Annotated in this window: 12 protein-coding genes and 1 pseudogene; 5 read left to right on the top strand and 8 right to left on the bottom strand. The window is 72.2% G+C overall.

Going from position 1 to position 12,608, the window contains the following annotated elements:
* Positions 1-8 precede the first annotated feature (8 nt).
* Complete coding sequence (locus tag ACFYYB_RS41915; protein WP_389443962.1) at positions 9-800, top strand: IclR family transcriptional regulator; 792 nt, start codon at positions 9-11, stop codon at positions 798-800.
* A 269-nt stretch (positions 801-1,069) separates the two neighbouring features.
* On the opposite strand, the gene ACFYYB_RS41920 is transcribed toward ACFYYB_RS41915, so the two are convergent.
* Complete coding sequence (locus ACFYYB_RS41920) at positions 1,070-1,258, bottom strand: hypothetical protein (RefSeq protein WP_327306188.1); 189 nt, start codon at positions 1,256-1,258, stop codon at positions 1,070-1,072.
* Positions 1,259-1,435: 177 nt separating this feature from the next.
* Positions 1,436-4,750 (bottom strand): BTAD domain-containing putative transcriptional regulator, encoded by a 3,315-nt coding sequence (locus tag ACFYYB_RS41925; protein ID WP_389443965.1) that lies wholly within the window; start codon positions 4,748-4,750, stop codon positions 1,436-1,438.
* A 251-nt stretch (positions 4,751-5,001) separates the two neighbouring features.
* On the opposite strand from ACFYYB_RS41925, the gene ACFYYB_RS41930 reads away from it, so the two are divergent.
* The 4 genes and pseudogenes from ACFYYB_RS41930 to ACFYYB_RS41945 all read left to right on the top strand — a co-directional run.
* Positions 5,002-6,222: an amidohydrolase family protein gene (locus tag ACFYYB_RS41930; RefSeq protein ID WP_389443967.1), complete on the top strand. Its 1,221-nt coding sequence runs from the start codon at positions 5,002-5,004 to the stop codon at positions 6,220-6,222.
* A 208-nt stretch (positions 6,223-6,430) separates the two neighbouring features.
* Positions 6,431-6,907 carry a hypothetical protein gene (locus ACFYYB_RS41935; RefSeq protein WP_389443969.1) on the top strand — a complete coding sequence of 159 codons (477 nt, stop codon included), beginning with the start codon at positions 6,431-6,433 and terminating at the stop codon, positions 6,905-6,907.
* A 473-nt stretch (positions 6,908-7,380) separates the two neighbouring features.
* Positions 7,381-7,983, top strand: coding sequence for a trypsin-like serine peptidase (locus tag ACFYYB_RS41940; protein ID WP_389443971.1), 603 nt, complete (start codon positions 7,381-7,383; stop codon positions 7,981-7,983).
* Between the two features lie 29 nt (positions 7,984-8,012).
* Positions 8,013-8,180 (top strand): annotated as a pseudogene (locus ACFYYB_RS41945) (DUF6086 family protein); the annotation flags it as partial.
* On the opposite strand, the gene ACFYYB_RS41950 reads toward ACFYYB_RS41945, so the two are convergent.
* The 6 genes from ACFYYB_RS41950 to ACFYYB_RS41975 form a co-directional block, all read right to left on the bottom strand.
* The gene (locus ACFYYB_RS41950; RefSeq protein WP_389443973.1) at positions 8,175-8,627 is read right to left on the bottom strand and encodes an NUDIX hydrolase; all 453 of its coding nucleotides are present in this window, start codon (positions 8,625-8,627) and stop codon (positions 8,175-8,177) included. The pseudogene ACFYYB_RS41945 and the gene ACFYYB_RS41950 overlap by 6 nt on opposite strands.
* Positions 8,628-8,735: 108 nt before the next feature.
* Complete coding sequence (locus tag ACFYYB_RS41955; protein ID WP_389443975.1) at positions 8,736-9,524, bottom strand: crotonase/enoyl-CoA hydratase family protein; 789 nt, start codon at positions 9,522-9,524, stop codon at positions 8,736-8,738.
* A gap of 134 nt (positions 9,525-9,658) precedes the next feature.
* A complete protein-coding gene (locus ACFYYB_RS41960; protein ID WP_389443977.1) occupies positions 9,659-10,906 on the bottom strand; it encodes a cytochrome P450 in 1,248 nt (415 codons plus the stop codon).
* Positions 10,907-10,943: 37 nt separating this feature from the next.
* The gene (locus tag ACFYYB_RS41965; RefSeq protein WP_389443979.1) at positions 10,944-11,501 is read right to left on the bottom strand and encodes a hypothetical protein; all 558 of its coding nucleotides are present in this window, start codon (positions 11,499-11,501) and stop codon (positions 10,944-10,946) included.
* Positions 11,491-11,955, bottom strand: coding sequence for a DUF6228 family protein (locus ACFYYB_RS41970; protein WP_389443981.1), 465 nt, complete (start codon positions 11,953-11,955; stop codon positions 11,491-11,493). Before ACFYYB_RS41970 ends, ACFYYB_RS41965 begins: the two co-directional genes overlap by 11 nt.
* Before the next feature lie 103 nt (positions 11,956-12,058).
* On the bottom strand, positions 12,059-12,430 hold the full coding sequence (locus tag ACFYYB_RS41975) for a hypothetical protein (protein WP_389443983.1): 372 nt from the start codon (positions 12,428-12,430) through the stop codon (positions 12,059-12,061).
* Positions 12,431-12,608: the final 178 nt, after the last annotated feature.

A 12,608-nucleotide genomic window follows, 5' to 3' on the forward strand; every position in this document is an offset into this window, starting at 1 on the left:
ATCGGGGCATGATCCACGGCGTCGGCGTCGGCGTCGGCGTCGGCCACGGGAACGGCCACGGGAACGGGAACGGCAGTGGTGGTGGGAGCGGCACCGCCCTGGAGAAGACCCTGCGGATCACCGAGGCGCTGGCCGCGTTCGGCGGCCCGCACCGGCTCGCGGAACTGTCCGCCGCCGCCGGGATACCCAAATCCAGCACCTACCGCATCCTGGTCTCCCTCGTCGAGCAGGGCTACGCCGTCACCGACGGCGAGGGCAGCTACGGCGTCGGCCTGCGGCTGCGCACCCTGGCCGCCGAGATCTCCGCCGACCGGCCCGAGGGCATCGTCGAGCTGCTCGAATTCCTCCAGAAGTGCACCGGCCAGGCCGTTCACCTGGCCCTGCGCAGCGGCAACGCCCTCACGTACATCCGCAAGATCGAGAGCGTCGGGTCCCACCGGACCTCCGCGCGCGTCGGCATGCGCGTCCCCCTGCACGCCACCGCGATCGGCAAGGCCGTACTGGCGCACCTGCCGCCCGAGGAGATCGAGGGCGTCCTGCGGCCCCTCACCGGCCGGGAGGGCCTCGCGGACGAACTGCGGACGGTCCGGGAGCTCGGCTACGCCGTCGACGACGCGGAGCACGAGCGCTCGGTCCGCTGCCTGGGCGCGCCGGTCTTCGACCGTGCGGGCCTGCCGGTGGGCGGGGTCAGCCTGACCACCGCCGCCTCGTTGAACACGCGGGCGGAGCTGGAGCGGTTCTCGCCGGCGCTGCTGGAGGCCGCGCGGGGCGTCCAGCGGCTGCTCCAGCTCGGCGGCTGAGCCCTCCCGCCGCGCCGACGCCCCCACCGACGCCGCGCCGACGCCCCGCCAATGCCCCACCGACGCCCCGCCGATCGCGCGCACGCGCACGTGCGGCGGCCGCGGTGGTCCCCCTCCTGGCCACCGCGGCCGCCGTTCCCCCGTGCACCCCGTTGGTCCCCCGTGACCCCCGGTCCCCCGTGGTACGTCCTGCGGTACGGCCCGGATCCCCCGTTCCCCCGTGTTCCCGGGCCGTACGCGTCTGTGAGTCCTGAGGCCTACGCCCCCACCTACAGGCCGCCGCCGGCCGCGTGGTTGTCCATCGTCACGATGTCCTCGCCCGCGGCGTGGTTGTCGAGCGGCTTGATCTCCACGCCCGCGGCGTGGTTGTCCAGAGGTTTGATGTCGACATCCGAAAGCTGGTTGTCGAGCGGACCGGTTTCGCCGTCGGCCGGCTTGATGTTCTCGTTCGTCGTCATCGGTTCTCCTGATGGGTGGGTGGGTCCCGTTCGGCGATTCCCCCGCGGACCGCCGAACGGGTCGTCCTCCGGTCGACCCGGGAGTGCCCCCCGACACGTCGAGTCGATGAACCCCATCCTGGCGGGTGGTGATAAACGAACGATGAACGCCTCGTTCAGCAAGGCGTCAGGCATGGCTCAGGCGGCGATCTCCGCCGCCAACAGCGCCTGCACCTCGGCCAGTTCCGGCGACTTGAGCTGCGTGAACACCACCTCGGCGTCCCGCCAGCACACCCGCGCCCGGTCCCGCTGCCCCAACTGGCGCAGGGCCCGGCCGAGCACGGTCAGCACCCGGGCACGATTCCACTCGCCGCCGATCCCCCGCAGGGCGATGGCCTGTTCGGCGTGCGAGGCGGCCAGCGTGGGCCGGCGCGCCGCCAGGTGAACCTTGGCGAGCCGGAAGTGCGTCACGCCCTCCCACAGGGGCTGTCGGTTCTCGTGGAACAGCGCCAGCGCGTCGTTGAGTTGGGAGTGCGCCTCGGTGAGCCGGTCGGCCTGTGTGAGGGCGATGCCCAGCGCGTAGCGGCCGTTGGCCAGGCGCAGGGTGAGTCCCATCCGGTCGTAGATGGCGATGCCCTGCTGGGCGAGGTCGATCGCGCTGGAGAGCCGGCCCTGCTCCACGTGGATACGGGAGAGGTTGCACAGGGCGCTCGCTTCGCCGACGTGGTTCCCGTCGGCGCGGAAGTTCGCGATGGCCTCCAGCAGGTACCGTTCGCCGTCGTCGTAGCGGCCCTCGTAGATCGCGATGATGCCCCGGTCGTTGGGCGCCCAGCAGCTGGGCAGCACGTCCCCGGCCGTACGGGCGAGCGACGTGGCCCGGCTGGCCTCGGCGTCGGCCTCGGCGAAGCGGCCCGCGACCAGGTGGGTGTTGGTGAGCGTGGTACGGGCGCGCCCCTCGGCGTACGGGTCCTTCGCGGCCTCGGCGGCTTCGCACAGCGCGGCGGCGGCCGACTCGTACTGCTTGGAGTTGGCCCCCGACTCGGCGAGGTCCTTGGCCGCCCACAGCAGGTCCACGGCCCGGCGCAGCAAGTCCTGACGCCCGGTCGTGCGTACGGCGGCCTGCCGCGCGCAGGCGAGGAGCGGGTCGGCCTCGGCGTACAGCCAGTCCTGCGCGGAGTGCGGCTCGGTGAAGCGCAGGCCGGGGTGGCGCGTGGCCGAGAGGTGGGCCACGAGCCGGTCTCCGGGCCGCTCCAGGGCGTACACCCCGGCGGCGGTGGCCAGGTAGAAGTCCAGCAGCCGGTCGAGGGCGCCGTCGCACCCGCTCGGCGGCTGCTCGTCGCGCTCGGCGCAGGCGCGCGCGTAGAGGCGTACGAGGTCGTGGAAGCGGTAGCGGCCGGGCGCGGCCGATTCGAGGAGGGAGCAGTCCACTAAGGCTTCGAGCAGGTCCTCGGTGGCGTGCTCCGGCAGGTCGAGCACGGCCGCCGCGGCCGCCAGGGAGATGTCCGGCCCGTCGGGCAGCCCCAGCAGCCGGAACGCGCGCTGCTGTGCGGGCTCCAACTGTCCGTAGCCCAGCTCGAAGGTGGCCTTGACGGCGAGGTCGCCGGCCTGGAGCTCGTCCAGGCGGCGGCGCTCGTCGGCGAGCTTGGCGGCGAGTACGGAGACGGTCCACGTGCGGCGGGCGGCGAGCCGGGAGGCGGCGATGCGGATGGCCAGCGGCAGGAACCCGCAGGCGCCCACCACGTCGAGGGCGGCCTGGCGCTCGGCGCCGACCCGCTCGGCCCCGACGATCCGGGTGAACAGCTGGAGCGCCTCGTCGGGACTCATCACGTCGAGGTCGACGAGGTGCGCGCCGGCCAGGCCCGCCATCCGGACGCGGCTGGTGACGAGGGCGGCGCAGCCCGCGGTGCCCGGCAGCAGCGGGCGGACCTGTGCCGCGTCGCGGGCGTTGTCGAGGAGGACCAGGACGCGGCGGCCGTCGAGGGTGGAGCGGTAGAGCGCGGCCCGTTCGGCGGGTGAGTCCGGGATCGAGGCGTCGGGGGTGCCGAGGGCGCGCAGGAAGGAGCCGAGGACGGCCTCGGGCTCTGCGGGGCGGGCCTCGGTGCCCTGGAGGTCGACGTAGAGCTGCCCGTCGGGGAAGTGCGGGCGGGCGGCGTGCGCGACGTGCACGGCGAGGGTGGTCTTGCCGACGCCCCCGATGCCGGCGAGGGCGGAGACCGCCATCACCTGACCCTCGGCGCCGGAGAGGATCGCGCCGAGGTCCCTGACGAAGCTGGAGCGACCGGTGAAGTCGGAGACGGTGGCGGGCAATTGGGCGGGCCTCACGTGTGCGGGGACGGCCGCCGGGGCCGGGTCCTCGGCTCGGGCGAGTTCGGAGTCGGCCCGCAGGATGCGCTGTTGGAGCGCGGCGAGTTCGGGGCGCGGGTCCACGCCGAGTTCGTCGGCGAGCAGCCGGCGGGTGTCGGCGTACACGGCGAGGGCCTCGGCCTGGCGGCCGCTGCGGTAGAGGGCGAGCATCAGCAGCTCGCGCAGCCGCTCCCGCAGGGGGTGGGCGGCGGTGAGCGCGGTGAGCTCGGAGACGGCCTCGGCGTGGTGGCCGAGCTCCAGGTCCAGGTCGAGGCGGGTCTCCAGCAGCTGGAGGCGCCACTCGGCGAGCCGGGTGCGCTCGGTGTCGGCGTGCGGCCCGGGTACGCCGGCCAGCGGTTCGCCGTCCCAGACGTCCAGGGCGCGGGCGAGCAGCGTACGGGCGAGGGCGCGGTCGCCCTTGCCGGCGGGGGTGGGGACGGGGGGAGAGGCGGGGGTGCCGGGGGTGCTGGGGGTGCTGTGCGTGCCGTGCGCAACGGCCGAGGGCTTTCCGGTGCCGTCGGCCTTCGGCCGGCCGGCGCGTGCGGCCTCGGCGTCGGCGGCGAGGGCCCGGGCGATGCCGAGGTCGAGGGCCTCGGGGTGGGGCAGGCGGATCGCGTAGCCGCCGGACTCGCTGACGAGGAGCCCGGGTTCGAGGATCTTGCGCAGGCGGGAGGCGTACGTACGGATGGTCGCGAGGGCCTGCTGCGGCGGGTCCTCGCCCCAGATGGCGTCGATGAGCTCGGGCGCGGTCGCGGTGCGGCCCTCGCGGAGCAGGAGCACCGCGAGCAGCGCCCGCTGCTGCGGGGTCCCGGAGCTCAGCGCCTCGCCGCCGCGCCAGGCCCGGATGGGGCCGAGCACGGAGAACCGGTTGCCGCCGGTGGCGGCGGTCGTGGCGGGGGCTGTGGGGGCGGGGGTGGCGGCGGGGGGCGGGGTCGCGTCGACGGCCTCGGCGGCGCGGGCTTCCACGGCGGGCGCCGCTTCGCCGGCGGGGTCTGCTCCGGGGCCTGTTCCGGGGCCGGCTCCGGGGCCTGATCCTGCTCCGACGCCTGCTCCGACGCCGGTTCCGACTCCGGTTCCGGCTACGGCTCCGACTCCGGCGGCTGCGGCAATGGCGGTGTCACCGGACTCGGGGTGGTTCCGCTGGTGCGGGATGGCCGGTGTGCCGTCCATCTGGTCTCCCCCCTGCCTTCCATAGGTGTAAGGGCCAGTCTGCCCTGTGTTGCGCGTACACGTCAGTCCGTAGTGGACCCAGTCCATACGGATCCGGCGGCCGGTCCGTGCGGATCCGGTGCCGGGTCCGTGTGGATCCGGTGCCGGTCGGTGCCGGTCGGTGCGGATCCCGCGGCCCGGTCCGTACCGATCCCGCATCCGTCCCTGTTCAACTAGCTGACGGTTCGTCAGATTGACGCTACCGTGAGGACATGGAGACCTTCCCGAAGATCATCTCGGTGGACGACCACACGGTTGAGCCCCCCAACGTCTGGCGGGACCGGCTCCCGTCCAAGTACCACGACGTCGGCCCCCGCGTCGTCCGCGCCCCCCTGAAGGAAATGACCTTCCTGGGAGGCAAGTTCGCCCCCGTCATGGGGGCCAAGGGCGACGACGGACCGATAGGCGACTGGTGGGTGTACGAGGACCTGCACCGACCCCTCACCCGCCTCGACACGGCCGTCGGCTACAGCCGCGACGAGATCAAGCTCGAAGTCATTACCTACGAGCAGATGCGCCCGGGCTCCTTCTCGGTTCCCGACCGGCTCGCCGACATGGACGTCAACCACGTCCAGTCGGCCCTCTGCTTCCCGACCTTCCCGCGCTTTTGCGGTCAGACCTTCACCGAGGCCAAGGACCGCGAACTCGGCCTGCTCGGCGTGCGCGCCTACAACGACTGGATGGTGGAGGAGTGGTGCGGCCCCGAAGCCGCCGGCCGTCTCATCCCGCTCACCCTCATCCCGCTCTGGGACGCCCGCCTGGCCGCCGCCGAGGTCCGTCGCAACGCCGCGCGCGGGGTCCGCGCGGTCGCCTTCTCGGAGATCCCGCCCCACCTCGGGCTCCCCTCCATCCACACGGACGAGTGGGACCCCTTCCTGGAGGCGTGCAACGAGACCGGCACGGTCATCGCCATGCACATCGGCTCCTCCTCGCGCATGCCCTCCACCTCGGCGGACGCACCGCCGGCCGTCGGATCGACCATCACCTTCGCCAACTGCTGTTTCTCGATGGTGGACTGGCTGATGAGCGGCAAGTTCGAGCGCTTCCCGAACCTCAAGATCATGTACGCGGAGGGCCAGATCGGCTGGATCCCGTACATCCTGGAGCGCGCGAACGTGGTCTGGGAGGAGAACCGCGGCTGGGGCGGCGTCGCCGACAAGGTGCTGCGCCCGCCGTCGGAGCTCTTCGCGGAGCACGTCTTCGGCTGCTTCTTCGACGACGCCTTCGGCCTGAAGAACCTGGACTCCATCGGCGTCGCCAACGTCCTCTACGAGACCGACTACCCCCACTCCGACTCCACATGGCCCAAATCCCGTGAGGTCGGCGAGTCCCAGATGGGTCACCTGTCCCCGGACGTGGTGGACCGGATCGTGCGCGGCAACGCGATCGATCTGCTGAGCCTGACCCCGGAAGGCCTCTGGCCGGGGGCGTAGCGGGTGGCGGTCGGCGTGTGGCGGGCGGCGGCCCCGGGGATCTCCCAGGGGCCGCCGCCTTCTCCGTGGTGTGCGCGCGCTGCGGCCTCACCCGAGTGCTACTTAAGGACTAGATCCGGATCCCACTCCATGGCGTGATGTGCCGGTGAGCTTCCCTCGCGAGACTGAGGTCATCACCAAGATCCCTCCACGCCAAAGGAGCAGCACGATGTCCGACCAGATCGCGAAGGCCCCGCGCACCGTCGTACCGGCGCTCCGGGTGTGGGGTGCGCAGGCCACCCGCCCGGTCCTGGCGCTTCCCGCGGGGCTCGCCGGCCTCGCCCTGGGCCTGACCGGCCAAGGGCGGCGGGCCGCCCGGCTCCAGACGCGGGCCTCCGGGGTCCCGGGCTGGACGCTCCCGCGCACGGCGGCCCGCACCCTGCTGGGCCTGCCCCTGGACATAGCCGCCCTGGTCCTGGGCGCCTATGCGGTGTTCAACACCGTCCGCAATCTCGGCTACCCCCTCTGGTACGGCGACACCGACTACCACCAGGCCTGGGGCGGCCCGACCCTGACCGGCGTCTGGCTGGTGCACGCCTTCGGCTGGCTGGCCTGCTTGTACGCCATCGGCTGGATCCTCCGGGCGATAGGCCGCGGGCAGCAGGCGATCACGCGACGGGTCGTCGTCGGAGCCGCCGCCGGGTGACCTGCGCCCCTGCCCGACCTGACGGGCCCGGTCGAACCGGCCGCGGAGGCCGGCCCGGCCGTCGGAGTCCGCGGTGGGTGAGGCGCCGTCAAGGGCTGGGGAGAGTGTCAGCCTTGCGGGGGCCGTCACAGGCAGGGCATGCTTCGCCGGAGCAAAGGGGGAGGGTGTCTGTGGTGGACAAGCGGACCGTGGTGACCGCGGTGCTCTGCGCGGCGGTGGCGCTGGGCGCGTCCGCGGCCATGACGAAGGTGGTCCCGGCCGACGACGGCAAGGCCCGCGGCTCCGGGAAGGCGGCCCCTAGGGCGACGTCGGCACCGACGTCGGCGCCCGCTCGGCCGTCGTCCGCTCAGCCATCACGTCCGTCGGGGTCGCCGTCGCCGCCGGCATCGCAGTCGCAATCATCGGGGCAGGCTCGGCGGTCCGATGGCCGGACCCCCGGGGCGTCGGTCTCGCCCGCCACGCCGGGTGGGCCCGTGGCCTTCGCCGGGGCGCTGTTCGAGGGCGATGCGACCGACGATCACTACTGTTCGGCGACCGTCGTGCACAGCCCCGGGCGGAACCTGATCGCCACCGCCGGCCACTGTTTGCTCGCCGGCCGGGCCGGCGAAGGCGGAGCCTCCTTCGCACCCGCGTACGCGGACGGGCGGGCCCCGTACGGCACCTGGAAGATCGCCGAGGTGTTCGAGGACCCGCGCTGGTCGGACGGGACCAACGACGACTACGACCTGGCTTTCGCCCGCCTCGCTCCCGACGACGCGGGGCGCAACGTCGAGGACGTCACCGGCGCCGCCGTCCTGGACACCACGGGCCGCACGGACGAGCAGGTCACGGTGACGGGCTACCCGTCGCACCGCAAGGACCCGCGCACCTGCGAGTCCCGTGCGGTACGGATCAGCACCACCGAACAGCGCTTCGACTGCGCGGATTTCCCCACCGGTACGAGCGGCAGCGCGTGGATCGCGACGGACGGAAAGATCATCGGCGTCCTGACCGGAGGCGACACGGACGACGTCTCGACGAGCACGATCCTGACCGGCTACGCGGCGGATCTGTACGCACGGGCGACGGCCGGCTAGGGAGGGGGCGCCGGAGGGGGGACCAGCAGATGAGCCGGTACTACGACCTCGGCGCGGAGACCCTCTGGAACCCCTCGAACGGCGCTGCCCGCTTCTTCGGCCGCCAAGCGGCCCTCTTCGAGGCGGAACTCGGCCTCGCGGCGGGCATCGGCCCGATGGAGAACGACGGGTGCCGGATCGACCTGGCCGCGTCAGGCGAGCAGCCCCAGGTGGACCGGCTCGGTGGGGGCCTCGTCGAGCAGCTCGGCGAGGCGCGGCGGCCATAGCGGTTCGCCGAGGGTGGCGAGGTTCTGCGGGGACAGCCACCGCCAGTGGGCCCCGGCGTACTCCGGTACCGGATCGCGGTGGGGGCCGGTGGTCACGTAGATGTGCTCGTACTGGCGCACCGGGATGCCCGTGTGGGTGAAGTCGTGCTCCCAGGTGCAGAGCAGCCGCTCCGGTTCCAGGTCCGTCCAGCCCGTCTCCTCCCGCAACTCCCGCCGCACGCACTCCTCGGGCGTCTCCCCGGGATCGATGCCGCCGCCGGGCGGCAGCCAGTGGATGCCGACTTCCACGTTGTTCTCGCGGAAGAGGAACACGGATCCGGCGGGGTTGAGGACGACGATTCTGGCTGCCTGCCGCGGAGTTCGAGGTGAAGGGTGCATCAGACCAGCGTACGACGGGGGGTGTGGGGGGTGGGAGAGGTCGGATGCGAGTGAGGAGCGGGGGTGGGGAGAGGCGCGGGGAGGTGCGGAGGGCGCGGGCCCCGGGGGTCAGGCGTGTTGGGGCGTCGGCGGACCGTCCCAGGCCGGGGAGCGCTTCTGGGTGAAGGCGCGGGCCCCTTCAGTGGCGGCGGTGGTGGCGAACACGGGGGTGCTGAGAGGGTCTTGGACGGAGAAGGCGGCGTGGTCGTCCAAACCGCGGGTGTTCTGGACGATCTGCTTCGTGATGTGGACGGCGTGGGGGGAGTGCTCCTGGATGCGGGCGCTCAGGGCGAGGGCCGCTTCGAGGGCCTGGCCCGCGGGGGTGAGGCGGTTGACCAGGCCGTAGCGGGCCGCGTCGGCGGCGGGCAGGGGGGCCGCGGTCAGGAGCATCTCCATGGCCACGTGGTACGGCAGTCGGCCGGGCAGACGGATCGCTCCGCCTTCGGCGGCGATCAGGCCGCGGGCCACCTCGGGCAGGGCGAAGAACGCGGTGTCCGCAGCGGTGATCAGGTCGCAGGCGAGTGCCAGCTCGAAGCCGCCGGCAACGGCCGCACCCTCGACGGCGGCGATGAGCGGCTTGCGCGGCCGGGCCCGGGTCAGCCCCGCCAGCCCGCGCCCGGCGACGACGGGGACGCCTTCGGCGGGGAAGGCCTTGAGGTCCATGCCGGAGCAGAAGTGGCCGTCCGCGCCGGTGAGGATGCCGACGGCCAGCGACGGATCCTCTTCCAGCCGGGTCAGGGCCGCGTCCAGGGCCTCGGCGAGGGGTCGGTCGACGGCGTTGCGGACGTGCGGCCTGTTGAGGGTCATGAGCAGGACGCCGGGGGTGGGTTCGGTCGTCAGTACGGCGGGGTCGGGCATGTGGGTGCTCCTGGGGGGGGGCGAGAGGGAGGGAGGGAGGGAGGGAGGGAGGGAGGGAGTGTGGCTGCTGAGGTGCTGAGGTGCTGAGGCTGAGGTGCTGAGGTGCTCGGGTGGCCTGGTGGTTCTGGGGGAGTTCAGTTCCGTACCACCGGCAGCGCGGCCAGTCCGCGCATGACGCGGGTCGGCCGCCAGGGCAGTTCGTTGACGGACTTGGCCAGTGCGACGCTGCCCAGGCGCTGGAGGAGGAGCGGGAGCGCGACGGCGCCTTCCAGGCGGGCCAAGGCGGCGCCGATGCAGAAGTGGGGCCCGTAGCCGAAGGCCAGGTGATCATTGGGCGTCCGGCCGAGATCGAGCCGGTCCGGCTCGAGGAAACGGTCGCCGTCCCGGTTCGCCGAGCCGATGAGCAGGCTGACGATGTCCCCCTCGCCGATCCGCTGTCCGTGGAGGGTGATCGATTCTGCTGCGCAGCGGAAGGTGGCGTCCCGCACGGGGGAGTCGTAGCGCAGGAGCTCTTCCACGGCGGTGGTGACGAGGTCGGGTGCCGTCACGCCCGTCCCACCCGTCCCACCCGTCACACCCGTTACCTCCGTGAGCCGAGTGGCCTCGGCGGGGTTGTGGAGCAGGGCGAGGGTGCCGTTTCCGATGAGGTTCATGGTGGTGTCGTGTCCGACCAGGAGGAGGAGGTACGCGGTGGACCGCAGCTCCTCTTCGGTCATCGCGCCGCTTTCGTCGCTGGCCCGTACGAGAGCGCCCAGCAGGTCCACTCCGCTCTGCTCGTCGCCCGTACGTTTCGTGGCGACGAGCCGGTCGAGCAGCGCGTGCAGCGCGCCTTCCACCCGTGCCGGATCCAGACCGGGAGCGGGCGCGATGGTGGCCATGAGGGTGTCGCGGGTCTCCGCGTTGTCCAACTCGTCGGGGACGCCGAGGATCGCGCAGATCATCCGGAAGGTGAGGGGCGCGGCGAAGTCCCCGATCACGTCCACGTGGACGTGGCCCTCCACGCGGTCGAGGAGCTGGTGTGCGGTGGATGCGATGAAAGGTTCCAGCTGGGCGATGCGGCGGGGCACGAAGGCCGTGTTCACCAGGGTCCGCAGTCGGGTGTGGTCCGGCGGATCGGCATGGACGAGATGCCGGTTCAGCCCGGCCGGCCCCGCCACGTAGCCGGGCACCCGCCCCGGGTCCTTGCTCAGCCGCTCGTCGGTGAGCAGCGCCCGGACGTCCTCGTAGCGGGAGACCTGCCACACGGTGGGGCGTCCCTCTCGGCGCTCCGCACGGACGGGCGCATGGCGGCGCAGCCAGGCGAAGTAGGGATACGGGTCCCGAACCCGCGCGGCCAACAGGTCGGGGGGCGGGGTGGAAGAGGGCGGGGTGGAGAGGGGCACTGATGCTCCGGAATCGGCAATCGACAAGGACGCCGGTTCAACGGGCACGTGTGGGAGGAGGATGCGGATCTAGGGGATCTGGGGTATCTGGGGGATCCGGGGGATCTACGGGTTGAGGCTCAGGTGTCGTCCAGGGGGCGGCTCTTGTGCCAGGCCCCTCTCTGAGGGCTTCGAGTTCGAAGCGGGGGAAGTGCTCACCCCACGTGCCGCGGTACCCGCTCTCCCCGTACGTCCGCGCGACCTCGTCGAAGCAGCGCACGACTGCGCGAGCCACGGTGCCGATGCTTTGTTGGCTCGACCAGATTTCGGTTCCGGCGTTGTCGTGCATGCTGCCGTCGGCCAGTTCCAGCACCCGAATCCACACGTCGGTGCCCTCGCGGTAGAGGATCCAGCGGAACGCGGTGGGCTCCGCCTCGAACTGCACGCGCACCTCGGCTTCACCGGCGACGAGCCGGGCCACCGCCGTCAGCAGGTCCTCGGGGGCCGTGGAGATGTACGAGGCCTCGATCTCGGCTTCCGCCTGATGATCGGAGATGGCGCAGTCGGCCCATCCCGGCCCGCTGAGGGTCCAAACGAGCTGCATGTCAGCCGCCATGACCGGCTTCCTGGCCGAGGAAGTGCCGGACATCGGCCGCTAGAGCGGACATCTGGGCGCCGGCTTCCAGCCAGGTGGTGACGGATGCCTCCCAGCTGCCGACGGACGCGCGCCACGGACGCAGGGTCCAGGTCAGCCCGACATGACCGCCCGAGCGGAAGACCGCTCTGACCGTGAGATCGCGGTCGATGGCCTGCCAGACACGCTCTCCGTCCCAGCCCCGGAAGTCCTCGGAGAGCTTCTCCAGGAAGGGAGCCAGGCCGGCACTCCAGTTCCAGGCTGCCACGCCGTCCAGGCGAGCGTTCAGACCGGCCGCGCAAGCCTCGATGGCGTAGTGGACGCAGTCTCCGTCCTCATCGAAGAGGTCACAGAACTTCACGGAGACAGCCCGGTCGTCCTGGCAGCGGACGGTCAGTTCAGTTGGTTCGTGCAGGGCGGCACCGAGGTAGTTCATCCCAGGAACGGTAGGTCAAGGAGATGGCTGCCGTCACTGTGATTGCAGGTCAGACGGGTCGGGCAGGTCGGGCGGGTCAGTGGTCAGCGAGATGGACCTGCACTCACTGACCACCGCTGCGGACTCCGAAGACATGAGCGACCCACTGATTCATCCGGGTTCCGAAGTCCGTTGGTGAGGCGATGTCCGAGGCCGGGAGAGCACCTCCGTGGGTGAGGCCGTCGATGAAGTCCACGTCGGCCCAGCCACCCCGGAACAGCACAACCGACAGCTCGGCCCCTCCCGGACCCGAGATGACCACGCCAAGCGAGTCGGGGTCCTTGGCCCGAGCCCTGTCGGCCTCTAGGGGCTGCGGCCACGACGCCTCGGCATCCCTCCAGGTCACCTGGCCCACCTCGAGGCCGGCCGACGTCCAGCCCACCGTCTGGGCAGCCAGAACTGCCGCCACCTCATCAAGATCCACGACCCTGTCCATGCGGTGATCATCTCGCATGGCCCGCGGTCGTTCTCGGAATCCGCTGGCAACCGTTCCTGCTTCTGACCTGCGCAGCAGTCGGTGGGCTTGTGCTGCGGTCCGGTCGGTGGCGTTGACATGGTCCGGGGGGAGCCCGGCAGTCCAGTGTCCTTTCGGTGCGGGCCGGTCCCTCAAGGGC

The sequence above is a fragment of the Streptomyces sp. NPDC002886 genome, assembly GCF_042888445.1.
Lineage (GTDB): Bacteria > Actinomycetota > Actinomycetes > Streptomycetales > Streptomycetaceae > Streptomyces.

What these genes read in the sequence shown, in the direction of transcription:
- ACFYYB_RS41915 (WP_389443962.1), top strand. Translation starts at nt 9, where the DNA reads ATGATCCACGGCGTCGGCGTCGGCGTCGGCGTCGGCCACGGGAACGGC.
- ACFYYB_RS41920 (WP_327306188.1), bottom strand. Translation starts at nt 1,258, where the DNA reads ATGACGACGAACGAGAACATCAAGCCGGCCGACGGCGAAACCGGTCCG.
- ACFYYB_RS41925 (WP_389443965.1), bottom strand. Translation starts at nt 4,750, where the DNA reads ATGGACGGCACACCGGCCATCCCGCACCAGCGGAACCACCCCGAGTCC.
- ACFYYB_RS41930 (WP_389443967.1), top strand. Translation starts at nt 5,002, where the DNA reads ATGGAGACCTTCCCGAAGATCATCTCGGTGGACGACCACACGGTTGAG.
- ACFYYB_RS41935 (WP_389443969.1), top strand. Translation starts at nt 6,431, where the DNA reads ATGTCCGACCAGATCGCGAAGGCCCCGCGCACCGTCGTACCGGCGCTC.
- ACFYYB_RS41950 (WP_389443973.1), bottom strand. Translation starts at nt 8,627, where the DNA reads ATGCACCCTTCACCTCGAACTCCGCGGCAGGCAGCCAGAATCGTCGTC.
- ACFYYB_RS41955 (WP_389443975.1), bottom strand. Translation starts at nt 9,524, where the DNA reads ATGCCCGACCCCGCCGTACTGACGACCGAACCCACCCCCGGCGTCCTG.
- ACFYYB_RS41965 (WP_389443979.1), bottom strand. Translation starts at nt 11,501, where the DNA reads ATGGCGGCTGACATGCAGCTCGTTTGGACCCTCAGCGGGCCGGGATGG.
- ACFYYB_RS41970 (WP_389443981.1), bottom strand. Translation starts at nt 11,955, where the DNA reads ATGAACTACCTCGGTGCCGCCCTGCACGAACCAACTGAACTGACCGTC.
- ACFYYB_RS41975 (WP_389443983.1), bottom strand. Translation starts at nt 12,430, where the DNA reads ATGGACAGGGTCGTGGATCTTGATGAGGTGGCGGCAGTTCTGGCTGCC.